Here is a 22,360-nt window from a genome sequence, read left to right as displayed (position 1 = left end):
CTCGCCATGCAGCCTTCCGATGCCACCCCCGACCTGACGACCCTGCCGTTCGAAAAGGCCATGGCGGAACTCGAAGACATCGTGACCCGCCTGGAGAAGGGCAACGTTACGCTCGAAGACTCGATCGCCATCTACGAGCGGGGCGAGCATCTGCGCAAACATTGCGAGTCGCTGCTGCGAGCCGCCGAGATGCGGATCGAGAAGATCACGCTGGCGGCCGACGGCACGCCGACCGGCACGGCCCCGCTCGACCCCCAAACCTGATCGAGCCACGCACGGGAGTTTGATTATGCCGAAGGCCTATCTGGTGGTGCAGTACCGCGCGATCTCCGATCCGGACAAGCTCGCCGCCTATTCGAAGCTCGCCGGCCCGGCCATCACGGCGGCAGGCGGTCGCTTCCTGGTGCGCGGCATGGCGATCGAGGCCTACGAGGGCGGGCAGTTGCAGCGCACCGTCGTGGTCGAATTCCCCGATCTCGCGACCGCCAAGGCGCTCTACGCCGATCCCGCCTACCAGAAGGCCATCGCGGCTCTCGACGGGGCGGCCGAGCGCGACATGCGGATCGTCGAGGGCCTCGACTGACCCCACAGGCTCCCTGGCCGACGGACCTCGTCAGCCGAAGAAGTTCGGCCGGGCGCTCGCGGCGTGGTCCTTCAACACCGCGCCCGTGGCCGGGTCGATCTCCTCCAGGGTCACATCGTAGCCCCACAGGTCGGCGAGATGCTGCATCACCTCGCGGGCTTCGCGGGCCTCGAGCGTCTGGCCGTTCAGCACGCTGTGTTGCAGCTTGAGGCGACGGTCGCCGCCGAGGTCGACGTCCACCACCTGGATGTCGGCGTCGATGTGCGAAATGTCATATTGCCGCCCGAGGGCACGCCGCAGGCCGCGGTAGCCGCGCTCGTCGTGGATCGCGGCGACGCGCCAGGCCTTCGCCTTGTCGCCTTCATCCACCACCTGAAACAGCTTCCACTGCCGGATCAGGCGCGGGCTGAGAAACTGGGTGACGAAACTTTCGTCCCGGTAGTTGGCCCAAACGTGTTTCAGCACCTCGAAGGGCTCGCCGACGCCTGCGATGTCGGGGAACCAGGCGCGATCCTCGTCGGTCGGGCTGACCACGATGCGCTCGATGTCCTGCATCATCGCAAAGCCAAGCGCGTAGGGGTTGATACCGCTGTAGCGCCGGTCGTCGTAGTCCGGCTGCATCACCACATTGGTGTGTGACTGCAGGAATTCGAGATAGGCGCCTTCGTTGATCTGGCCGGTTTCGAACAACCGGCCCATCAGCCGATAATGGCAATAGGTGGCGCAGCCCTCGTTCATCAGCTTGGTCTGCCCTTGCGGGTAGAAATACTGCGCGATGTGGCGGACGATGCGGATGATCTCGCGCTGCCAGGCCGCCAGACGCGGTGCCGTCTTCTCCAGGAAATAAAGGATGTTTTCCTGCGGCAGCTCGAGCAATGCCTTGCGGCGTTCCTCGTCGCCGCGCCCTGGCTTCGCCTTGGCGCCGGTCGGCACGGTGCGCCACAGGTCGTTGTACATCTGCTCGCCGTGGATGCGGCGATCCCGCTCGCGCCGCTCCTCCGAGGCGAGGTCGGGCTTGCGCTTGCGCGGGTAACGGTGGACCGCGTGCGACATCAGCGCATGGGCGGCATCGAGGGTGCGCTCGACGGCCGTATGCCCGTAGCGCTCCTCGCATTCGGCCACATAGCCCTTGGCAAAATCCAGATAGGCCAGGATGCCGTTGGCGTCGGTCCACTGCTTGAACAGGTAGTTGTTCTTGAAGAAATGGTTATGCCCGAAAGCCGCGTGGGCGATCACCAGCGTCTGCATCACGGCGGTGTTCTCCTCCATGATGTAGGAGATGCACGGGTCCGAATTGATGACGATCTCGTAGGCGAGGCCGCGCAGCCCCGTCCGGTAGCCGGCCTCGTGCTGGGCGAATTGCTTGCCAAAGCTCCAGTGCTTGTAGAACAACGGCATGCCGACACTCGAATAAGCGTCGAGCATCTGCTCGGTGGTGATGATCTCGATCTGGTTCCGGTAGGTGTCGAGCCGGAATTCGCCATGCGCGATGGTCGCCACCGCATCGTGGATGCGCTGGATCATCGGGAAGTCCCAGTCGCTGCCCTCGAACAGCAAGGGCGAGCGTTGAAGCATCGCGGTCGTCATGCGGGCTGCCTCCTGGCATCGCTACCTTTGCGTTCGAAAAGGCGGCGGAACACGGGATAGATCTCGTTGCGGTGGTTAACCTTCACCATGGCGAAATCGGCGCCGCCGTCGTTCACGGCCTCGTAGGTGCGCCAAAGTTCCGTGGCACGGGGGATGAAGCCCATCTGGCTCGCCTCGCTGTCGCGACCGACTTCGAGATAAGCGAAATACTGGCAGAGCGGCAGCACACCCTCGCGCAGCAGGGTCGTGCAGCGCGCCGTGTCGCTGGCCGAATTGTCGCCGTCGGATGCCTGGGCCGCGTAGATGTTCCAGTCCTCGGTCGGGAAGCGCGCCTTGGCGATCCGCACCATCTCGGCGAGGGCGCTCGACACCACGGTGCCGCCCGTTTCGGCCGAATGGAAGAACGTGTCCTCGTCCACCTCCTCGGCCTCGTGGGTGTGTCGGACGAACACGAGCTCGACGTGGCGGTAACGCCGCTTCAGGAAGATGTAGAGCAGCGCGTAGAAGCGCTTCGCCAGATCCTTCATGGGCTCCGTCATCGAGGCGGAGGTGTCCATCAGGCAGAACATCACCGCCTGGGCCACGGGCTTCGGCACCGCCTGGAAGCGGCGGAACCGGATGTCGATCGGGTCGATGAAGGGTACCCGGCGGGCGCGCGATACGAGATGCGCATGTTCGGCCCGCAACCGCATCAGCCGGCCGGGCTCCTCGCCGCTGCGCTCGAGCGCCTCGATCTCGGCCTCCATGGCCAGCACGTCGGCCGATTTCGGCCGATTGAGCGCGACCCGCCGCGACAAGCTGTTGCGCATGGTGCGGGTTAGCGACAGGTTGGCCGGTGAGCCTGAGGTGGAATAGCCGGCGCGATGCAGCGCGACGCTTTCGGTCTTGGCGAGGGTCTTTTTGGCGAGGTCGGGCAGTTCCAGGTCGTCGAAGAACAGATCGAGATATTCCTCCTGGCTGAGCACGAACCGGAACTCGTCCTCGCCCTCCCCGTCCTCGCCGCCTTCCTGGCCAGGCCCCCCGCCGCCGCCCTTCGGCTTCGGAATGGTGTCGCCCTGCACAAACTTCTTGTTGCCGGGCAGCAGTCCCTCGCGGGTGCCGCCCTGCCCCGAGCGGTGCAGGCGCGGTTCACGCAGGCTGTCGACCGGGATGCGGATTTCCCCACCCTGGTCGAAGTCCTTGATCGACCGGTCCTTGGTGGACTCGCGGACGGCCTTCTGGGCCAGCGCCTTTGCCCGCCTGAGGAAGCGCTGGCGGTTGGCAAGGCTTTTGCCACTCGCATTGAGGCGTCGATCGATGATGTTCATCGCTGATCGCTTCTCGGCCCGGCGCCACTCATCCGGCCTGCTTGGCCCGCATGTACCATTCGACGAGACGGCGCACCTGTCGCTCGGTATAGCCGCGCGCCACCATGCGCTCGACGAACTGGCCGTGCTTCTTTTCGGTGTCGCTATCGCGTTTCGACGAGAAGGAGATCACCGGCAGCAGTTCTTCCACCTGGCTGAACATGCGGCGCTCGATCACTTCGCGGATCTTCTCGTAGCTGGTCCAGGACGGGTTGCGGCCGCCGTTGCCGGCCCGGGCCCGCAGCGAGAACTTCACCACCTCGTTGCGAAAGTCCTTGGGGTTGGCGATGCCGGCCGGCTTCTCGACCTTGGTGAGCTCCCCGTTGAGCAACTCACGGTTGAGCAGTTGCCCGGTGTCGGGATCCTTGAAGTCCTGGTCCTCGATCCAGGCATCCGCGTAATCGACGTAGCGGTCGAACAGGTTCTGCCCGTAGTCGTGGTAGGATTCGAGATAGGCTTTCTGGATCTCGTGGCCGATGAACTCGGCATAGCGCGGCGCGAGGTCGGCCTTGATGAACTCGCGGTAGCGCTTCTCGGTGTCGGCCGGCAATTGCTCGCGGCGGATCGACTGTTCCAGCACGTACATCAGGTGCACCGGATCGGCCACCACCTCGGACACGTCGTGATTGAAGGTCGCGGCCAGCACCTTGAAGGCGAAGCGCGTCGAGATGCCGTCCATGCCCTCGTCGACGCCGGCCGAATCCTTGTATTCCTGCATCGATCGGGCGCGCGGATCGACCTCGCGCAGGCTTTCGCCGTCATACACCCGCATCTTCGAGAACAGGTTCGAGTTCTCGTGGATCCTGAGGCGCGACAGCACCGAGAAACGCGCCAGCATCTCGAGAGTACCCGGCGCGCAAGGGGCTCCCGTCAGTTCGGAGTCGCGGATCAGCTTCTCGTAGATCAGCTTTTCCTCCGTGACGCGAAGGCAGTACGGCACCTTGATGACGTAGATCCGGTCGATGAAGGCTTCGTTGTTCTTGTTGGTGCGAAAACTCTGCCACTCGGCCTCGTTCGAGTGGGCCATGATGATGCCGGTGAACGGGATGGCGCCGATGTTCTCCGTGCCGACGTAATTGCCTTCCTGGGTGGCGGTCAGCAGCGGATGCAGCATCTTGATCGGCGCTTTGAACATCTCGACGAATTCGAGCATGCCCTGGTTGGCGCGGTTGAGGCCGCCCGAATAGCTGTAGGCATCGGGATCGGCCTGGCTCAGCGTCTCGAGCCGGCGGATATCCACCTTGCCGACCAGCGAGGAGATATCCTGGTTGTTCTCGTCGCCGGGCTCCGTCTTGGCGACCGCGATCTGGCGCAACCGCGACGGGTTCATCTTGACCACGGTGAAGCGCGAAATGTCGCCTTCGAACTCGTCGAGACGCTTGACCGCCCAGGGGCTCATCAAACCGGTGAGGCGGCGCTTGGGGATGCCGTAACGCTCCTCCAGCATGGGCCCCATGCGGTCCGGGTCGAACAATCCGAGGGGGCTTTCGAAGACGGGGCTCACCTCGTCGCCGGCCTTAAGGGCATAAACCGGATAGGCCTCGATCAACGCCTTCAAGCGCTCGGCCAACGACGACTTGCCGCCGCCGACAGGCCCTAGCAGGTAAAGGATCTGCTTGCGCTCCTCGAGCCCCTGGGCGGCGTGGCGGAAGAAGGAGACGATCCGCTCGATCGTTTCCTCCATGCCGTAGAATTCCGCAAAGGCGGGATAAACCCGGATGGTGCGGTTCATGAACACACGACCGAGGCGCGCTTCCCGGGCGGTGTCGATCATGGTGGGTTCGCCGATCGCCGCCAGGATGCGTTCGGGGGCCGAAGCCGTCATCATCGGATCGTTGCGGCACGCCTGCAGGTAGTCCGAAAGCGACATCTCGGCCGCTTTGCGGGAATCGTAGGATCGGGCGAAGCTCTCGAAGACGTCTTCCATCGACATGTGGTCCTTCCCTCCGAGAAAACTCGGACTGCCGGATACCTGATGCCCCTGGGCTCCCCCCCACGTTCCCCATGGGCTTCATCGCTGAGTCTTGCACAACCCGGGCCAGATGCCAGCATGACATCGGGTCGCCATGGCTGCCATGTGGCGGTTTCGTGAACCGTGTTGACTTCCTGCCGCGCTTTGCCGGCAGACCGACGCGTCAGGCGCCCGGCTCGTCCTTCAGGGCGAACACATCGGTCGGCCGCGCGACGCCCGGCAGATCGCGCGCCCCCAACGGCTCGACCTCGTCGTCGAGGCCGGCCGCCGCCACAAAGGCGCCGGACAGAAGGATCGAATGCCCCACCGACTTGGTCAGTGATTCGAGCCGCGACGCGACGTTGACGGCCGGCCCGATGACCGTGAAGTCGAGCCGCTTGCGGGATCCGATATTGCCGTACATCACGTCGCCGACATGAACCCCGACCCCGTAGCCGAGCCGCTGCAGGCCGCGTTGCTCGCGATGGTGGTTGAGGGCCGTCATGGCGACGCGGGCCTCCAGAACGGCTTGGAGGGCTTCGGCCGGCGCCTCGGGCCGCGACAGCGGGAAGATGGCCAGGAGGCCGTCGCCCATGAACTTCAGGATCTCGCCGCCATGCCGGTCCACCGGCTCGGATACGGCGTCGAAATACTCGTTCAGCATGGCGATCACGTCGTCGCGCGGCCAAAGCTCGGAAATCGACGTGAAGCCGCGCAGGTCGCAGATCACGATGACGGCTTCAACCGTCGATCCGCTGCCGCGCCGCGTCGCGCCCGCCAGGATCTCGCGGCTCGCATGCGGGCCGACATAGGTTTCGAGAAACGTTCGGGCAAGCCGATTGCGCATACGGCTTTCGATCAACAGCGTGACGACCGGGAGGATGTCGGTCAGCACCCGCATGTCGTCCGGCGAAAAACCGCCCGGCCGATCGGAGGCGAAGCTGATGGCGTGGCGCTCGCCTCGGGTAAACAACAGCGCGAAGATCGCGTAGTCGGTCATCCCGTCGCGGCGCAGGTCGGTCAGGAGGGCGAAATCATCCTCGGTGGGGTCGGTCGACGCCAATGGGCGCCGGAGGACGTCGACCCCGTCGTGCACCGCCTTCAACGGGCTTTGCAGGTAGGCGTCCTGCAGCAGGGCGTCGTAGTCGACGGTGCGCATTTCGGCCTGCGCGAGTCCCGGGCGCCAGATCATCCGGGCGCCCATCCACTCCGGGTGGTTGGTCCGCACGATCAGCATGGAACGGGCGATCGGCACGCCCTCGGCATGCAGCCGCGTACACAGGTCGACCAGCAGATTGTCGAAGAAAGGTTGGGATGACAGGTCTCGGACCAGCCAATCGAGGATCGCCGTTCTGGCTTGGGGCCAATGCCCTTCCGCTACCGCCATGCCGCCCCTCCTCGCGTGACCCCGCCGCATCGGGCGGTCCGCAATGCACCATAGGCGGGATCGCCGAGCCTGTCCTCGCGTCGGCGGAGACGCGGGCCCATGCACGAAGCGCCATTGCAAGGTCGTGGCGCAATCCCTACACGGCACGGCATGGCTCCCACCACCTATGCGATCGGCGACATCCACGGCCGGCTCGACCTGCTCGACCAGCTGCTGACCCTCATCGAGGCAGATGCGGCCCGCCGCGGCACGCCCGCCAAAATCGTCTTCACCGGCGATTACATGGATCGCGGCCCCGATTCGTTCGGCGTGGTCGAGCGCGTGATGGCCGGCCCGCGCCGCGCGGGAGATTCCTTCGTGCCGATCCGCGGCAACCACGACGACCTATTCGTCCATGCCGTCACGGACGGGCGTGAGGTGCCCGACTGGGCCTGGCAGCTGTTCTGGCACACGATCCGCAGTTATGGGACGGACCGCGACGGGGCCTGGCGTACCGATCCCGGCCTGCACCGCCATGCCGCCTTTCTGGCCAGCCTGCCGTTATTCCATGACAATGGCCGCTATCTCTTCGTGCATGCCGGCATCCGCCCCGGCATCGCCATCGAGGACCAACTCCAGCACGACCTGATCTGGATTCGCGAGGAGTTCCTGCATCACGACGGCCTGCTGCCGCGACGGGTCGTGCACGGTCACACCATCATGGGCGACAAGCCCGAAATGCGGCCGCACCGGATCTCGATCGACACGGGGGCGTACCGGTCCGGCATCTTGACCGCGGCCGTCCTCGATGGATTGGACGTGACGTTCCTGCAGGCGGTCGGCGAGCCCGACCGGCCGGCACTGGTGCGCGAAGCCCTGCTGGTCGCCACCATCGAGGGCCGCAGCGTATCGGCCACGATGCAGCGGGCCTTCGACGGCTTCGTGGCCCGGGACTTCGACCTCGTCGAACTCGAGCGGCGCCTTCGCCTGGAGCGCTAGCCGCCCGCGCTCAGCCGCTTGCGGCCAGCAACAGCGCCGCGCCGGCCCCTACGCTCAGCACGAAGCGCAGCCGGCCGAACCAGGCCGGCGCCATGCCGCGCGTGACAAGGTCGTGGTCGAGCAGCCCGAGCACCACCAGCAGCCCTGCCAGGGTCACCAGACGCCAGGGATCCGCAAGCGCCAGCGCCGCCCAGCCGAGGATCTGCGGGATCACCGAAGCCGCATAATCGCGGGCCGCAAGAGATTGATTATCGGTGCGGATCGCGAGGCCCCAGCGGATGCCGCCCAGAAACGACAGGACCGTCGCCGCATAGGTGGCGAGCGCCGTCAGCGGCGCCGCCGTGCTGGCTCCGAGCGGCACGCCGGCCCCATGCGCGAGAGCGAGCCCCCAGAACGGGATCAGGCCTGCAAAACCGAGGCTGAACGGCAACCAGGGATCGTCAGACTTCATCATGGCCGTTCCCTCAACTCACGAGCCGCAACGCTGCGACCGACGCATCGACACACGAGGCAACGCGGCTGGCCAAGCCCTGGAGGCTGCGCACGTTGCCGCAGAGCCGGCGCCCCCTCCGAAGACCCTGGGCGCACCGGAAAGTACCGCGCGGCGCCCGGTGCCGTCCTGCTTCGCGATCAGCACGGAACCGCCCGCCAAAGTGCACAACAGGCCCATACCACAATTGTTAGCGGGAAACCGAGCCGATCAGCTACGTCACCGGCGAGAGCCCGGTCGAGCGTTGCCTCACGCTTTATCCTGGCGTCAGAGATTCGGGCAAAGGTTGCTGCGGCGGATCCTGATGGTGTCGATGCACGCGTGCAGGTCACGATCTCCACGATCAAGCCGCTGAGCGCGTCAGAGAGGCAGCGGACGAGCGCCCGAGTTCGGCCTAATTGGCGGCCGCGTGCGTGCCGAGGTCCGGCATCGCGTTGGGGGCGCTCGCCATCAGGGCATTGATGCGGTCGTGCTCTTTCTTGAAGCTCGTCATCATCTTGCCGTCCATTTCGCGGGTCCGGGCGAGCTTCACCCGCATCGGATCGACGAAGTGGCCGTTGACGATCACTTCGTAGTGCAGGTGCGGTCCCGTCGCGAGCCCGGTCTGGCCGAGGTAACCGATCACCTGGCCCTGCCGCACATGCGTGCCGTCCGCCATGCCGCGCGCGAATCCCGACATGTGCGAATAGGTCGTCACATAGCCGTTCGGATGCTGGATCTCGATATGGTTGCCATAACTCGAGCTCCGCTCGACCGTGAGCAGCACGCCGCTGCCTGCCGCCAGGATCGGCGTGCCGATCGGGGCGCCCCAATCGACCCCCGTATGGGGTCGGCTGTAACCCAGCACCGGATGGAACCGCATGCCGAAGCCGGACGTCACCTCGCCGACCGGCACGGGCTTGCGAATCAGGAATTTCTGCGTGGCACGGCCATTCTCGTCGAAATAATCGACGCTGCCCTCGGGATCCTGGAAGCGGTAATAGCGATAGCTCTCGTTATGGACCGTCACGGAGGCGAACAGCAGTTCGTCATGGCTGTCCTGGTCGGCGTCGGCATAAAAACAGTCCAGGGTGTCTCCGGCCGACACCGAGCGCTGGAAATCCACATCGTTGCCGAAAATGCGAACAAGGTCGTCGATGATGGGCTTCGGGATGCCCTGTTTCAGAGCCGTTTCGTACAAGCTCTGGTAAAGCCGCATGCCGCCGGCATCGTCGTCCTCGTCATCGTCGTCCTTCGGCTTCGCGGCCACGACCGGCTTGGCTTCGAGGCGGGACACCTGCACGTAGTCACCCGAATCCTCGAGCGCCACCGTGGTCTCAAGGGTCTCGTCGGCATATACCGCCACACGCGCGATCTGGCCGGCGGACTTGCCGCTACGTCCGACGATCAGCAACCGGAGGCGGCGCCCTTCGGCCACCGGGGCCTCGCCGCGACGAGCGCCAAAAGCCGTCACGATGCCACGCACGGCAGCCGCATCGGCGCCATTGGCCTGCAGCACGCCTTCCAGGGTCTCGCCGTGGCGGAGCACCACCAGGCGCTCGGCCGTGTCGGCGCCTTCGTGGCCGCGCATCGATTGCTGCACCACGGTGACGTTCTCCGGCACCATCTTGACCTCGATGGAGGAGAACGGGTTCGCCAAAGGGTTTTCCGGCGCCGCAAAACCGAGCGTGCCGGCGAAATTCAAGCTGGCGCGGCTGGTACGCATCAACAGCATCTGCGCCGGCAGCATGGTGAGCTTGTCGCTGGGGCTTTCGGCCCCGCGCAGGAATTCGGACACCTGCGCCTGCACCTCCTCCTTGCCGAGGCCGCCGCTGAAGTGGCTCGGGTCCGCGGTCGAGAGGTCTTTCACCGTGAAAGACATGTCGCTGTCGTCGAGGGCGGGGCCGGGATCGATCGGCCCTTCGGCCGGCGATTGGTCATTGCCCGCCAGCAGCTTCATCGGGTTGAAGTCCGGCACCTGGTCGGCGAAGCCCGTCGGGGCGAGCGCCAGCGTCGTCGACACACGGGTGAAACTTTGCGTGCGCATCACCTGTTTGTCGCCCACCGCCACGGTGACAGGCGCCGAGAAGGTCTGCTTGTCGGCCACGATGTCGGCGTTCTTGATCAGGCGGTCGGCGCGACGCGGCCCGTCGTCGGGCCCGCTCGCGGGCTCGACGGGTACGCTCGCGACAAAATCAGGCTGACGGGGCGCGATCGCGTTCTGTTCGAGCGACGCGTAGATGGCGAGGCCGATCAGCCCGCCACCGACCAGGCCCGTCAGGATGGTGCCGAACATCCAGCGCAGCGACACGCGCCGCCGGTCGAAGGCGGCATGGCGCCGGCCACTCGCTTCGATGGGGGGTTCGACGCCGAGATCGATCAGCAACACGTGGTCCTGTGGCCGCAAGCCGGACGAGAAAGCCATCACGGCCCTGGCGCCCCGCTCCTGCGGTCATGGACGGATCGCACCGCCGGCCGGAACCGCACGGTCGACGTTGTATCAAGGCGTGCCACGCTTACAAGTCTGCCTCTGCCAACAGCACCGGGACGGCTTCTTGGCCGAGATCATGGCTCGAGTGAGGCTTTCGCATTCTCCTGCTCCAACCACGGCCATGCGGGGCTGTCGGACACCAACCCGGCGACCCATCCTTGCCAAACCGATGGCAAGCTGATTATCTCCCTTGCATTCGGGCTTCGACGCAACAGGTCGCGGTCGATGGAAGCGCAGTCTTCGTCGATGCGACCGGCACGGGGCACGGTCCGCCTCCTTGATGGTTCAGGGGTTTGCGGTGCCGCTCGGCATTTCACGCCGGCCTACGGTCGCATGTCGCCCGCCCGAATGAAGTGATCCATTCGCGGTCGCTGGTTTGAAGGGTTGTAGGCCATGAGCCTCCCGGATCGGGGTATGACGATGAAGACGGAAGGCGCGCCGCAGCAAGCGGCGGGTCATCTCCGCTTCGTCGGCCCCTCGGGAGCCATGGCGGACCGCCCGGCCGATTTCGGCCACACCGTTCCACCGGTCCGGCTCTGGACGGACCACCACGCTTTTCCCCATCCTTTCGTGCGACGCCGCTGCATGGGACTGCACTCGACGCCACCGACCTCAGGTCGGCCGGTCGCTGAGGTCTCCGGCTCGGCCACGCGCCCAAAACGAGTTTCCCATGGCCAACAAAATGCTTATCGATGCCGCGCACCCGGAGGAAACCCGGGTCGTAGTGCTCCGCGGTAACCGCGTCGAAGACTTCGATTTCGAATCCGCTTCCAAGAAGCCGCTCCGCGGCAACATCTATCTCGCCAAGGTCACCCGGGTCGAACCTTCGCTCCAGGCTGCCTTCATTGAATACGGCGGCAACCGGCACGGCTTCCTGGCCTTCTCGGAAATCCACCCGGATTATTACCAGATCCCCGTTGCCGATCGGCAGGCCCTCCTCGACGAGGAAGCCCGTGCCCATCGCGAGGAAGACGACGAGCAGCGCCAGACCGCGCCGCGGCGCAGCCGTCGCCGGCGGCATAACGGCCGTGGTCGCGGCGGCGAGGAGGGTGCGGCCCCCGAGTCCGAGGCAGCTCCCGTTGATGGGCAGGGTGCTGGCGAGGCGCACGACGCTTCGCCCTCCGAGCAGCCGGGCGTGGCCGTCGCGTCCGACGACGTCGAGCCGCAAGCCCTGCTGACGCCCGAAGCTGCTGCCGAGGCCGAAGCCGTCCGGGACGAAACCGCGCCGATCGATGAGCAGGCCACGCCCGAGGGCGAGGCGTCCGAGCCCGACCGTGGCAACCCGGACGATGCAGCGCGTAGCCCGGCCATCCCGGCCAGCGCCTATGAGCCCGACGATCACCGCATCGTCGAGGACAGTCCGGCCGTCGAAGCCGGTTTTGTGCAAGACGTCGCAACGCCGACTGTCGAGACGCTTGAAGTCAACGAGCCCGGCCGTCCCGAGGCTGGCGAGGACGAAACCGCCCACACCGACGACCAGGACGCCCACGAGGACGAGGCGGTCGAACAGCTCGGCGGCGACGCGCTCGAGGACGTGCCGGTCCGCGCACCGCGGCTGCGCCGGCACTACAAGATCCAGGAAGTCATCAAGCGCCGGCAGATCCTGCTGGTGCAGGTCGTCAAGGAAGAGCGCGGCAACAAGGGCGCGGCGCTGACCACCTATCTGTCGCTCGCCGGCCGCTATTCGGTGCTGATGCCCAACACGGCGCGTGGGGGCGGCATTTCCCGCAAGATCACCGATTCGGACGATCGCAAGCGCCTGAAGGCGATCGCGGGCGAGCTCGAGGTGCCGGAAGGCATGGGCATCATCCTGCGCACGGCGGGCGCCGCGCGAGGCGAAGGCGAGGTGAAGCGCGACTTCGAATACCTCCTGCGCATGTGGGAAACGGTGCGCGAACTGACGCTGCGCTCGTCCGCTCCGATGCTGGTCTACGAGGAAGGCTCGCTCATCAAGCGCGCCATCCGGGACCTGTATTCCAAGGAGATCGATGAAATCGTGGTGGCCGGCGACGAGGGCTACCGCGAGGCGAAGGAGTTCATGCGGCTCTTGATGCCGAGCCAGGTCCGCAGCGTCGTGGCCTACCGCGATCCGCAGCCGATCTTCGCCAAGTCGGGCGCCGAAGCGCAGCTCGACGCCATGTTCTCGAACCAGGTCACGCTGAAGTCGGGCGGCTATCTGGTGATCAACCAGACCGAGGCGCTGGTCGCCATCGACGTGAACTCGGGTCGCTCGACCCGCGAACACAATATCGAGGACACGGCGGTCCGCACCAACCTCGAGGCTGCCGACGAGGTGGCCCGCCAGCTCCGGCTGCGCGACCTTGCGGGCCTCATCGTGGTCGATTTCATCGACATGGATGAAAGCCGCAACAACCGGGCGGTCGAGAAGCGCATGAAGGATGCGCTGAAGAACGATCGCGCCCGCATCCAGATCGGCCGTATTTCGCATTTCGGCCTGCTCGAAATGTCGCGCCAGCGCATCCGCACGGGCGTGTTGGAAGGCTCCACCGTCCTCTGCCCGCATTGCATGGGCGCCGGCACGGTGCGCTCGACATCCTCGATCGCGCTGCATGTGCTGCGCGTGCTGGAAGACAATCTGATCCGCTCGAACGCCTTTAACCTCGTGGTTCGCACCCCGATGGACGTGGCGCTCTACATCCTGAACCAGAAGCGTCCGCATTTGACGGATCTCGAAAGCCGCTTCGGCGTCAGCCTGACGGTGACGGCCGATGCGTCGCTGACCGGCACCGTCTACCACGCCATTGATCGCGGTGAGGAAGCCACGCCGGTGGTCGCGCCGAAGCGCGAGGCGCTCGGCTATAACGGCGGCACCGAAGACGAAATCCTCGAAGTCGAGGTCGAGGAGATCGAAGCGGAGGTCGTGGTCGAGGAGACCGCGGAAAGCTTGGAGACCGACGTCACCGCGTCCGAAGCTGGGTCTAACGAGGATGGCGAGGGCGAAGGGGGCGGCCGGCGCCGCCGCCGCCGTCGGCGTCGCGGCCGGGATCGTGGTCCGTCCAGCGTCGAGGCCGATGGCGATCAGCCCTCCGATACCGGCATGGAAGTCCTGGCCCGCGCCGAAGGCGACCTCCCGGAGGGCGATTTTCGAGCCGACGACGACATCGCGTCGGACGCGCGAAACGCGCCGGCTCCCGCCCTTGTGGCGGCTGACGATGCGGTCGTGGCGGTGGCTGAAGCGGCTGCCGAGCCGGTTGCGGCCCAGGCCGAGGTGACCGAGGCCGAAGGGGCGGAGGCGGTCGCGGAGCCGACCCCGCGCCGTCGCAGCCGTCGTCGCGCCGCGCCGCAGGCCGAAGCCGCCGAAAAGGCACCGGAGGCCGAGGTTGCTCCCGCGGCGCCGCGCCGGTCACGCCGGTCGCGCAGCCGGGCCGTGGTGGAAGAGCCGAGCCTCGATCTCGCCGTGCCGGCCGACGTGCCGCCGACCGAAGCCTACGCCATGGATGCACCTTCGGCCGATCGCGACATCGGCGCCGACACGGTGAAGAACCACCCCGCCGACGCTGTCGAGACGCCGGCCGAAGAACCGGCCCTGCCCGGACTCGTGACTGCGGCCGAAGCCCCGGCCGGCGACGAGGGCCTGACAGCCCCGGCCGCAACGCCCGAGCCGGATGCCGACGAGCCTTCCCGGCCGAAGCGGTCCGGCTGGTGGCAGCGCGCCAAGGCCACCATCACGGGGGAATGAGCCCGAAGATCGCCCGCCCGAAAGGGTTGGGCGATCTTTCCTTCAAAGGCGCGGCAACCAGGTTTCCAACCGCTGCACCGCCTCGACGACGTCGGCCTGCGGCCCCGCAAAGGACAGCCGAAGGGTGCTGCGGCCGCGTTCCGGATCGATGTCGATGCCGGGCGTCGCCGCCACCCCGGTCTGGTCGAGCATCAGGCGGCAGAGTTCGACCGAGTCGTTGCTCAGCCGGCTGACGTCCGCGTAACAATAGAAGGCTCCATCGACCGGATGCAGGTCTGTGAAGCCGAGGCGTGGCAGTGCCTCGAGCAGCACCTGCCGGTTCGCCGCATAGGCGTCGCGGATGCGTTCGAGCTCCGGCTGGGCCTCGAAGGCTGCCAGCGCCGCCACCTGGCTGAGGGTGGGCACCGAGATCGACAAGCTTTGCTGCAGGCGCTCCATGGTGCGCACCGGGGGTTCCGGCACCACCAGCCAGCCGACCCGCCATCCCGTCATGCAGAAATATTTCGAAAACGAGTTCACCACCACGACGCTGTCGGAAGAGCGCAACGCCGTCTCGGCTGGACGCTCATAGGTCAGGCCATGGTAGATCTCGTCCGAGATGAACCGGATGCCCAGACCCTCGCAGGTCGCGGCGACGGCAGCCAGCTCTTCCGGCAGCATCATGGTGCCGGACGGGTTGGCGGGGCTCATCAGCAGCACGCCGTCGAGCCGCTGCTCGGCATGGGCGCGGCGGATCATCTCGGCCGTCACGGCATAGCGGCTTAGCTTCGAGGTCGGCAGATCGACCACCACGAGGCCGAGCGCCTGCAGGATGTTGCGATAGGCCGGGTAACCCGGCGCCGCGATGGCGACCCGTGCCCCGACATCGAACAAGGCCAGGAAGCTCAAGGTGAAGCCGCCGGACGAGCCCGTGGTCACAACGACGCGGGCCGGATCGAGCGAAACGCCGTACCAATCGGCATAATGCTGCGCGATGCGGGCCCGCAGGGCCGGCAGGCCGAGGGCTTCCGTGTAGCCGACGCGACCGGCTTCGAGCACGCGCTGGGCGGCGGCCCGCACGGGAAGCGGGGTGGGCGAACCGGGCTCCCCCACCTCCATGTGGATCACCCGCTCGCCGGCGCGTTCCTTCAGGGTGGCGGCACTCAGCACATCCATGGCCAGAAAGGGGGACACGGCGCTACGACGCGAAGCTTGAAACATGGAGACCCTTGAGGGCGCGAGACTGCAATGCGGCCGCTTGTAGCGGGCTGGATGCTCGCCTGGATACAGCCGGGCTGCGCGGCAAGGGCTCCGCCCCGCCGAACGGGCCATAGCCCCGAGATCGACATAATGCGAAGGTCCATGCTGAGCCCACTTGTGCATGCGATCGCCGTTCTTGCGTCCGGCCGACCAGGAGTTCCCGATGTTTTTTCTCGAGCCTTCCCGCCGAACGCGCCGCTGGCTGGCAGCGGCCGCAACCGGGGCCGCCCTGTTGGCCATGACCCCGGCCACGCAGGCCGCGGAATTCAACCCGGCCCAGAAGGCCGAGATCGGCGCGCTGGTAAAGGATTACCTCGTCCAGAACCCGGAGGTGCTGCGCGACGCCATGGTCGAGCTCGACAAGCGCGACAAGGCCCAGGAGGCGGCCAAGCGCGAGACCATCATGCGCGACCAGTCGGATGCCCTGCTGAACTCGCCCTATGGCGAGGTGGTGGGCAATCCGAACGGCAAGGTCACGCTGGTCGAGTTCTTCGATTACAATTGCGGCTACTGCAAGCGCGCGCTCGACGACATGGCCAAGCTGATGAAGACCACCCCGGACATGCGGGTGGTATTGCGCGACTTCCCGGTGCTTGGCCCGGGCTCGGTCGAAGCCGCCCAGGTGGCCGGCGCCGTGCGGACCCAGCTGAATGGCGACAAGTTCTGGGCCTTCCATTATAAGCTGCTCTCGACCCATGGTCCCGTTGCCAAAGCGCAGGCGCTCGCGGCCGCCAAGGATTCGGGCGTCGACATGGATCAGCTCACCAAGGATCTGGCGAAGCCGGAGATCAAGGCCGGCATACAGCAGAGCCTGCAACTGGCCGACGCCTTGAGCCTCACCGGTACGCCATCCTTCGTGGTCGGGTCCGATGTGGTGGTGGGCGCGGTTGGCTATGACGAGCTGAAGGAGCACGTCGACAACGTCGCCAAATGCGGGAAGTCGACCTGTTCCTGAGAAAAGCGGCCTTTGGCGCCGCTCCGGTTCTTTCCATCGCTCCGGAGCGGGTCTATGGAGGCTCGACCATGTCCTTGTGTCGCGTGACGATCCTTGAAGCCCTTCCGGTTCCGGCCCCTCGGGCCGATACGGCGCATCGAGCCTGCCGGCGTCGCGATGCTTTCTTTCTGACGGCCCCGCCCGACGCTTCGACGCGTGCGGGACGCCGGGAGTTGTTCCAACGATGATCCGAAACGGTCTGCGTGTGCGCGCCAAGCCTTCTTCCTCGTCCGATGCCCAGGCGGATGCTTCGCTGATCGATGCGGATCTGGTGCGGCAGCTGGCCGAACTCGTCAGCGAGACCGACCTCGCCGAGATCGAGATCGAGAAGGGCGACCTGCGCATTCGCCTGACACGGCATCACCGGTCCAAGACCACTGCGGTGGCACCCATGATGGCGCATGTGGCGGCGCCCGCGGCCATCGCGCCGGCCCTGGCGGCCGCCCCAGTGGTCGAGGAAGCCCCGGCCGAGATCGATCCCGCTTCGCTGCTCAAGTCGCCGATGGTCGGCACCGTTTACCGCCGCGCCAACCCGGAATCGAAGCCCTTCGTCGACGTTGGCGCCAGCGTCAAGGCCGGTGACCGCGTGCTGCTGGTTGAAGCGATGAAGACCTTTAACGATATCGTGGCCCACAAGTCGGGCACGATCTCGGCCATCCTGGTCGAAGATGGCCAGCCCGTCGAATATGGCGAACCCTTGATCGTCATCGCCTGAGCGCCCGCTGGAGTTCGGCCATGTTCGACAAGATCCTGATCGCCAACCGGGGCGAGATCGCCCTGCGGGTGTTGCGCGCCGCCAAAGAGCTCGGCATCGCGACCGTGGCGGTGCATTCCACCGCCGACGCCGATGCCATGCACGTCAAGCTGGCGGATGAAAGCGTCTGCATCGGGCCGCCGCCGGCCCGCGACAGCTATCTCAACATCCCGGCCCTCCTGTCGGCTTGCGAGATCACCGGCGCCGATGCCATCCACCCTGGCTACGGTTTTCTGAGCGAGAACGCGCGCTTCGCCGAGATCCTGGCCGAGCACGACATCGCCTTCATCGGCCCGAAGGCCGAGCATATCCGGGTGATGGGCGACAAGATCGAGGCCAAGAAGACCGCCCGCGCGCTCGGCATCCCCTGCGTGCCGGGATCCGAAGGCGGCGTCACCGATGATGCCGAAGCATCCCGCGTGGCGGCCGACATCGGCTTTCCGGTGCTGGTCAAGGCGGCCTCAGGCGGCGGCGGTCGCGGCATGAAGGTGGCCCGCACGGCGGCCGACCTGTCGGAAGCGCTGTCTTCCGCCCGGCGCGAAGCAAAGGCCGCCTTCGGCGACGACGCCGTATATCTCGAGAAATACCTCGAAAAGCCGCGCCATATCGAGGTGCAGGTGCTGGGTGACGGGCGCGGTGCGGCCGTCCACCTCGGCGAACGCGATTGCTCGCTGCAGCGCCGGCACCAGAAGGTGTGGGAAGAAGGCTTGTCCCCAGCGCTCGACGGAGACCAGCGCAGCGAAATCGGCGAGATCTGCGCCGATGCCATGCGCAAGCTCGCTTATCTGGGCGCTGGCACGATCGAGTTCCTGTACGAGAACGGGCAGTTCTACTTTATCGAGATGAACACCCGCATCCAGGTCGAGCATCCGGTCACCGAGATGATCACCGGGATCGATCTCGTCAACGAGCAGATCAAGATCGCGGCCGGCGCTCCGCTTGGGCTGACCCAGGCGGATGTCCGCTTCTCCGGCCATGCCATCGAATGCCGGGTGAATGCCGAAAACCCGCTGACCTTCCGGCCTTCGCCCGGCAAGATCGCCTATTACCATCCGCCGGGCGGTCTCGGTGTGCGGGTCGATAGCGCCGTATATCAGGGCTACACGATCCCGCCGAACTACGATTCGCTTGTCGGCAAGCTGATCGTCCACGGCCGGACCCGCACGGAGGCGCTGCTTCGCCTGCGACGCGCACTCGACGAATTCATCATCGACGGCATCGAGACCACCCTGCCGCTGTTCCGCCGTCTCGTGCGCAATCCCGACATGCAGAACGGCGACTACGACATTCATTGGCTGGAACGCTTCCTGGCCGATCCGGCCAATGCAGAGGCGGACGGCGTTCCACGCTGAGGCTCGGGGCTACAACAGCCCGAGCAGCCGCAATTCGCGGCGGAGCGGTTCCGGCAGCCCGACCACGTCCCGCCCGAACGATCCGAGGTCTTGCGGCGCCGTGTCGTGCTGCAAGTAACGCCAGCCCTGGAACGGTCGGCACGGACGGGGGTCGACCGGGATGACGGTCGGCACGAGCACGAGATGACAGCGGCCGATGCCGCCGTCGTCGGTGAACGGGCGGATGGCCACCAACTCCTGGCGGGCCGCGATATGGCCCTTGATGACCCAGAACAACGAGCCACCGTCGAGCAGCTCAGTCGTGCGAGTCGGCACCATGCGAGTGGTGTGCTTTTGCTCAGTCGCCTCGCCGGCGGCGCGTTGCGTTTCGAGGCGCGCCGCAATCCAGCCTTCCAGGTCGTCGATCGATTCGGCGCCGACGCAGAGTTTCAGCAGGTGGAGGGGCATCGGCGTGGTCTAGCGCAGGCCCAGCCGCGAAGCCACGAGACGAATCGTCAGATCGCCTCATACCTGTCGATAAACCAGGGCTCGGCCTCGGCGCCCTCGATCCAGGCGTGCCAGGCCGGTAATGCCATGACGGCCGCCATATAGGCCGCGGTCTCGGGCCGCACCGGGATCGCATAGGTCCACAGGCGGTTGATCACGGGCGCGAACATGGCGTCGGCCGCCGTGAAGGCGCCGAACAGGAAGGGGCCGCCCTGCCCCCAGCGTTCCCGAGCGCCGGCCCAGGCCTCCTCGATGCGGTCGACATCGCGGCGGGCATCGTCCGGGATCGCAATGGCGCGTTGCGGCCGACGAAAGTTGGTCGGGCAGGTCTGCCGCAGCCGTTGGAAGCCGGCATGCATCTCAGAAGCCAGCGAGCGGGCCAGCGTGCGTGCTTCAGGGTCGGCCGGCCAGATCGCCAAGTCGGGAAAACGCTCGGCCAGGAACTCCATGATGGCGAGCGACTCCCAGACCCTGACGCCGTCGGCCTCGAGCAGGGGCACGCGGCCGGTCGGCGAATGACGCCTGATCTCCTCCCCCGTTGTCGACTGGTCGAGCGGGATGGTCTTGTCTGTGAACGGGATGCCGAAATGGCGCATCAGGATCCAGGGCCGCAGCGACCAGGACGAATAGGCCTTGTTGCCGATAAACAGGGTCCAGGCCATCTCACAGCTCCGCGTCGCTCAGGAAGTCCGTCATGCGGCGGCGGCTTCCCGAGAACAAGCCGAAAGTCCTGATACCAGAGATCAGCCGACCGGCTTGGGCTCCTCCGCTACGCCATCCGGCCGGGGAAACAGGTCGTGGGTGCGCCCGGTGACCCGATACACTAACAGGCCGACCCATTCGCGCGCTGCGATCTCGAAGCGCGCCAGCCCGGACGCGAGGCCGCGTGGCGGCAGAAGGTCGTCGCCCGTGTCCGTCGTATGATAATCGACCGGATAGGCGATCACCGGGAAGCCGGCGGCACGAAACAGGCCGACCGAACGGGGCATATGGAAGGCCGAGGTCACCAGCAGCCAGCGGGCGCCGGGCGCGGGCCTGACGAGCGCGGCCGTGAAGCGTGCGTTCTCGTCCGTGTTGCGGGATCGGTCCTCGAGCGTAATGCGCCCCGGATCGACACCCATGCCGATCCAAAGGCGGCGCGTGTCTTCGGCCTCGGTGCGGGCATGCGGCAGCAGGCGCCCCGAACCGCCCGAGAAGACGAGGCGCGCCGCGGGATAGCGACGCGCCAGTTCGACCGCGGCCGTGATGCGCGTGGCCGCATCCGAAACGGTCGGCTGGTCGCGGGCCGCGCTGATGGTTTCGTCGGTCGAGCCACCTAGCACCACGAGCCCATCCGGGGCCACCATGTCGGCCGGTGGCGCGGGAAAGCGATCCTCGAGCGGCCGCAGGATCAGGGCGCCCAGCGGCGAGAAGCCCAGCACCGCGAGCCCGACGACCCCGACCGTGGTGGCGACCCGCCCGGCGCGGCTCCATCCCAGCCCGATCGCCACAAGCCCGAAGAGGCTGGCGAGCATCAGAAGATTGGCGGGCGCGACCACGAACCAGATCAGCTTCGATAGGACGAAGAACATCGGATCAGCCACGCAGGCTGGTCAATGCAGGTGCGGCCCACCGCGGGAGCAAGCCTTGGTGGCCCTGGCGCTTATTACGCGTCATCGTTGTGTGGTCCGTCCGGCCGGCAGGACCGGCAGGCCTCGCTTGAGCGGCAGCGCGACTTATGGCACCCCGGCCGGGGAGAACAAGATGGCCACGTTTCACCGATCTCGCGCCACCGCGCTGGCGGCCCTGATGCTGCTCGGGATTACGACCAGCCGCGCCCAGGAGGCAACGCTGAACGGCTCGGCGGCCTGGCAGAAGCTTGTCGGCAACACCGTGGTGGTGACCACCAAGGGCGGCAGCTACACGGAGTTCTATGCCCCCGACGGCACGCTGCGGCGCCTCGACGGCGACGGCGCCACCACGGGACGATGGAACCAGGACGGCACGCAGGTCTGCTTCGATTATCCCGACGACGACGACCACGCTTGCTTGCAGGTGTCGGTCGCGGCCGACACAGGGCATTTCACCGATGCCGACGGCACGGCCGATGCCTTCGAGATCCTCCCCGGCAACCCGAAGGCCTTGTAGGCGCTGGGGCGGCGCCCTGTTGGCGTGGCGCCGCTAATAGGCCATCGGTAGCCCGCTGCCCCCGAGAAAGGCTTCCCATTGCTTGGGGCTGCCAAAGAAGGCGTTGCGGTCGACCTTGGCCTGGATGCCGGGCACGCGGGCATCCGACTGGTATTGCCAAAAGTGCCAGCGGCGATCCCCGTATTTGATGGATGGGGAATATTTCGTGCTGCGCACCCAGATCGGATAATCCGACATGCCGCCGCCGGCCAGGATGCCGGCGTAGAAGTCGACGGTGCTGTAGATCACCGGGCGCTTGCCGAAGTGGCGCTCCATCTCCTGCAGCATCTGGCGCATCTCGGCCAGGACCTGTTCGCGGTAGAGCGTGCGCTTGCAGGATTTCGAGGTCGGTGTCGCCTCCACGTCGAGCACCGGCGGCAGCGCATCGGCTTCCACCGGCACATTGGCCTCGAACCAGCGCATCTCCTCCTGCCAGGGGCGGCACCAATACACGAAATGGTAGGCACCGCGCGGCACGCCGGCCGCCTTGGCGAGCTGCCAGTTGCGGCGGAACTGCGAATCGGCGTTGTCGCCGCCTTCGGTCGCCTTGATCCAGGCGAATTTCACACCGGAATCGCGCACCCGATCCCAGTCGATCAGGCCCTGGTACTTGGACACGTCGATCCCGTGCACGACGAAATCCGCAGGCTGCGGCAGGTTGGCGGGAAGATGCGTGTGGCCGATGCCGCTCATCTCCACCGTCGAACAGCCGGCGAGCGCCAAGGCCCCGAGACAGATGCAGATGAGTTTCGACAATGTCATACGGGGTCGAGACCTTACCGAGAACAAGGGCTCAAACTAGGCAGAAGGTCGTAACGGCCGCTTAACGACGCGGCAAACGAAAATGCCGCAGCGGCGTCGCACCGGCTCGCACGCC

19 protein-coding genes are annotated in these 22,360 nt (G+C 66.3%); 8 read left to right on the top strand and 11 right to left on the bottom strand.

Annotation, left to right across the window (positions count from 1 at the left end):
• Positions 1-6 precede the first annotated feature (6 nt).
• Positions 7-264 (top strand): exodeoxyribonuclease VII small subunit, encoded by a 258-nt coding sequence (locus P7D22_RS03200; protein WP_319932763.1) that lies wholly within the window; start codon positions 7-9, stop codon positions 262-264.
• Positions 265-289: 25 nt separating this feature from the next.
• Positions 290-583, top strand: a complete 294-nt coding sequence (locus P7D22_RS03195) for a DUF1330 domain-containing protein (protein WP_319932762.1) — start codon at positions 290-292, stop codon at positions 581-583.
• 30 nt (positions 584-613) lie between these two features.
• Here P7D22_RS03195 and P7D22_RS03190 read toward each other — a convergent pair whose 3' ends face one another.
• The 4 genes from P7D22_RS03190 to P7D22_RS03175 all read right to left on the bottom strand — a co-directional run bounded on the left by P7D22_RS03190 (position 614) and on the right by P7D22_RS03175 (position 6,854).
• Positions 614-2,170, bottom strand: coding sequence for a SpoVR family protein (locus tag P7D22_RS03190; protein WP_319932761.1), 1,557 nt, complete (start codon positions 2,168-2,170; stop codon positions 614-616).
• Entirely contained in the window at positions 2,167-3,477 is a 1,311-nt protein-coding gene (locus P7D22_RS03185; RefSeq protein ID WP_319932760.1) for a YeaH/YhbH family protein, read from the bottom strand. Before P7D22_RS03185 ends, P7D22_RS03190 begins: the two co-directional genes overlap by 4 nt.
• A gap of 28 nt (positions 3,478-3,505) precedes the next feature.
• On the bottom strand, positions 3,506-5,449 hold the full coding sequence (locus tag P7D22_RS03180) for a PrkA family serine protein kinase (protein ID WP_319932759.1): 1,944 nt from the start codon (positions 5,447-5,449) through the stop codon (positions 3,506-3,508).
• 202 nt (positions 5,450-5,651) lie between these two features.
• Positions 5,652-6,854 carry an adenylate/guanylate cyclase domain-containing protein gene (locus tag P7D22_RS03175; protein WP_319932758.1) on the bottom strand — a complete coding sequence of 401 codons (1,203 nt, stop codon included), beginning with the start codon at positions 6,852-6,854 and terminating at the stop codon, positions 5,652-5,654.
• A 150-nt stretch (positions 6,855-7,004) separates the two neighbouring features.
• Here P7D22_RS03175 and P7D22_RS03170 point away from each other — a divergent pair, with 150 nt between their 5' ends.
• Entirely contained in the window at positions 7,005-7,832 is an 828-nt protein-coding gene (locus P7D22_RS03170) for a metallophosphoesterase family protein (protein ID WP_319932757.1), read from the top strand.
• 10 nt (positions 7,833-7,842) lie between these two features.
• Here P7D22_RS03170 and P7D22_RS03165 read toward each other — a convergent pair whose 3' ends face one another.
• Both P7D22_RS03165 and P7D22_RS03160 read right to left on the bottom strand, forming a co-directional pair.
• Entirely contained in the window at positions 7,843-8,286 is a 444-nt protein-coding gene (locus P7D22_RS03165) for a DUF3429 domain-containing protein (RefSeq protein WP_319932756.1), read from the bottom strand.
• A 430-nt stretch (positions 8,287-8,716) separates the two neighbouring features.
• The gene (locus P7D22_RS03160) at positions 8,717-10,690 is read right to left on the bottom strand and encodes a M23 family metallopeptidase (RefSeq protein ID WP_442916020.1); all 1,974 of its coding nucleotides are present in this window, start codon (positions 10,688-10,690) and stop codon (positions 8,717-8,719) included.
• 772 nt (positions 10,691-11,462) lie between these two features.
• Between P7D22_RS03160 and P7D22_RS03155 the strand changes: the two genes are divergently transcribed.
• The gene (locus P7D22_RS03155) at positions 11,463-14,492 is read left to right on the top strand and encodes an Rne/Rng family ribonuclease (RefSeq protein WP_319932754.1); all 3,030 of its coding nucleotides are present in this window, start codon (positions 11,463-11,465) and stop codon (positions 14,490-14,492) included.
• A gap of 42 nt (positions 14,493-14,534) precedes the next feature.
• Here P7D22_RS03155 and P7D22_RS03150 read toward each other — a convergent pair whose 3' ends face one another.
• The gene (locus P7D22_RS03150) at positions 14,535-15,692 is read right to left on the bottom strand and encodes a pyridoxal phosphate-dependent aminotransferase (RefSeq protein WP_319932753.1); all 1,158 of its coding nucleotides are present in this window, start codon (positions 15,690-15,692) and stop codon (positions 14,535-14,537) included.
• 202 nt (positions 15,693-15,894) lie between these two features.
• On the opposite strand from P7D22_RS03150, the gene P7D22_RS03145 reads away from it, so the two are divergent.
• The 3 genes from P7D22_RS03145 to accC all read left to right on the top strand — a co-directional run bounded on the left by P7D22_RS03145 (position 15,895) and on the right by accC (position 18,831).
• The gene (locus tag P7D22_RS03145) at positions 15,895-16,686 is read left to right on the top strand and encodes a DsbA family protein (protein ID WP_319932752.1); all 792 of its coding nucleotides are present in this window, start codon (positions 15,895-15,897) and stop codon (positions 16,684-16,686) included.
• Between the two features lie 223 nt (positions 16,687-16,909).
• Positions 16,910-17,440, top strand: coding sequence for an acetyl-CoA carboxylase biotin carboxyl carrier protein (accB, locus tag P7D22_RS03140; protein WP_319932751.1), 531 nt, complete (start codon positions 16,910-16,912; stop codon positions 17,438-17,440).
• 20 nt (positions 17,441-17,460) lie between these two features.
• Positions 17,461-18,831 carry an acetyl-CoA carboxylase biotin carboxylase subunit gene (accC, locus tag P7D22_RS03135; protein WP_319932750.1) on the top strand — a complete coding sequence of 457 codons (1,371 nt, stop codon included), beginning with the start codon at positions 17,461-17,463 and terminating at the stop codon, positions 18,829-18,831.
• A gap of 9 nt (positions 18,832-18,840) precedes the next feature.
• On the opposite strand, the gene P7D22_RS03130 is transcribed toward accC, so the two are convergent.
• The 3 genes from P7D22_RS03130 to P7D22_RS03120 form a co-directional block, all read right to left on the bottom strand.
• Positions 18,841-19,278, bottom strand: coding sequence for a DUF1489 family protein (locus P7D22_RS03130; protein WP_319932749.1), 438 nt, complete (start codon positions 19,276-19,278; stop codon positions 18,841-18,843).
• A 47-nt stretch (positions 19,279-19,325) separates the two neighbouring features.
• On the bottom strand, positions 19,326-19,979 hold the full coding sequence (locus P7D22_RS03125) for a glutathione S-transferase family protein (protein ID WP_319932748.1): 654 nt from the start codon (positions 19,977-19,979) through the stop codon (positions 19,326-19,328).
• 81 nt (positions 19,980-20,060) lie between these two features.
• Positions 20,061-20,900, bottom strand: coding sequence for a YdcF family protein (locus tag P7D22_RS03120; RefSeq protein WP_319932747.1), 840 nt, complete (start codon positions 20,898-20,900; stop codon positions 20,061-20,063).
• A gap of 160 nt (positions 20,901-21,060) precedes the next feature.
• Between P7D22_RS03120 and P7D22_RS03115 the strand changes: the two genes are divergently transcribed.
• Positions 21,061-21,444, top strand: a complete 384-nt coding sequence (locus tag P7D22_RS03115) for a hypothetical protein (RefSeq protein ID WP_319932746.1) — start codon at positions 21,061-21,063, stop codon at positions 21,442-21,444.
• Between the two features lie 33 nt (positions 21,445-21,477).
• Here P7D22_RS03115 and P7D22_RS03110 read toward each other — a convergent pair whose 3' ends face one another.
• Positions 21,478-22,245, bottom strand: a complete 768-nt coding sequence (locus P7D22_RS03110; protein ID WP_319932745.1) for a glycoside hydrolase family 25 protein — start codon at positions 22,243-22,245, stop codon at positions 21,478-21,480.
• Positions 22,246-22,360 lie beyond the last annotated feature (115 nt).

Origin of the sequence: Lichenihabitans sp. Uapishka_5, assembly GCF_033947565.1 — a bacterium.
In the GTDB taxonomy this organism is placed as follows: Bacteria; Pseudomonadota; Alphaproteobacteria; order Rhizobiales; family Beijerinckiaceae; genus Lichenihabitans.
Note: the sequence above shows the minus strand (reverse complement) of the source record. Positions and strands in the feature narration are given on the sequence as shown.

What these genes read in the sequence shown, in the direction of transcription:
- P7D22_RS03200 (WP_319932763.1), top strand. Translation starts at nt 7, where the DNA reads ATGCAGCCTTCCGATGCCACCCCCGACCTGACGACCCTGCCGTTCGAA.
- P7D22_RS03195 (WP_319932762.1), top strand. Translation starts at nt 290, where the DNA reads ATGCCGAAGGCCTATCTGGTGGTGCAGTACCGCGCGATCTCCGATCCG.
- P7D22_RS03190 (WP_319932761.1), bottom strand. Translation starts at nt 2,170, where the DNA reads ATGACGACCGCGATGCTTCAACGCTCGCCCTTGCTGTTCGAGGGCAGC.
- P7D22_RS03185 (WP_319932760.1), bottom strand. Translation starts at nt 3,477, where the DNA reads ATGAACATCATCGATCGACGCCTCAATGCGAGTGGCAAAAGCCTTGCC.
- P7D22_RS03180 (WP_319932759.1), bottom strand. Translation starts at nt 5,449, where the DNA reads ATGTCGATGGAAGACGTCTTCGAGAGCTTCGCCCGATCCTACGATTCC.
- P7D22_RS03175 (WP_319932758.1), bottom strand. Translation starts at nt 6,854, where the DNA reads ATGGCGGTAGCGGAAGGGCATTGGCCCCAAGCCAGAACGGCGATCCTC.
- P7D22_RS03170 (WP_319932757.1), top strand. Translation starts at nt 7,005, where the DNA reads ATGGCTCCCACCACCTATGCGATCGGCGACATCCACGGCCGGCTCGAC.
- P7D22_RS03165 (WP_319932756.1), bottom strand. Translation starts at nt 8,286, where the DNA reads ATGATGAAGTCTGACGATCCCTGGTTGCCGTTCAGCCTCGGTTTTGCA.
- P7D22_RS03155 (WP_319932754.1), top strand. Translation starts at nt 11,463, where the DNA reads ATGGCCAACAAAATGCTTATCGATGCCGCGCACCCGGAGGAAACCCGG.
- P7D22_RS03150 (WP_319932753.1), bottom strand. Translation starts at nt 15,692, where the DNA reads ATGTTTCAAGCTTCGCGTCGTAGCGCCGTGTCCCCCTTTCTGGCCATG.
- P7D22_RS03145 (WP_319932752.1), top strand. Translation starts at nt 15,895, where the DNA reads ATGTTTTTTCTCGAGCCTTCCCGCCGAACGCGCCGCTGGCTGGCAGCG.
- accB (WP_319932751.1), top strand. Translation starts at nt 16,910, where the DNA reads ATGATCCGAAACGGTCTGCGTGTGCGCGCCAAGCCTTCTTCCTCGTCC.
- accC (WP_319932750.1), top strand. Translation starts at nt 17,461, where the DNA reads ATGTTCGACAAGATCCTGATCGCCAACCGGGGCGAGATCGCCCTGCGG.
- P7D22_RS03130 (WP_319932749.1), bottom strand. Translation starts at nt 19,278, where the DNA reads ATGCCCCTCCACCTGCTGAAACTCTGCGTCGGCGCCGAATCGATCGAC.
- P7D22_RS03125 (WP_319932748.1), bottom strand. Translation starts at nt 19,979, where the DNA reads ATGGCCTGGACCCTGTTTATCGGCAACAAGGCCTATTCGTCCTGGTCG.
- P7D22_RS03115 (WP_319932746.1), top strand. Translation starts at nt 21,061, where the DNA reads ATGGCCACGTTTCACCGATCTCGCGCCACCGCGCTGGCGGCCCTGATG.
- P7D22_RS03110 (WP_319932745.1), bottom strand. Translation starts at nt 22,245, where the DNA reads ATGACATTGTCGAAACTCATCTGCATCTGTCTCGGGGCCTTGGCGCTC.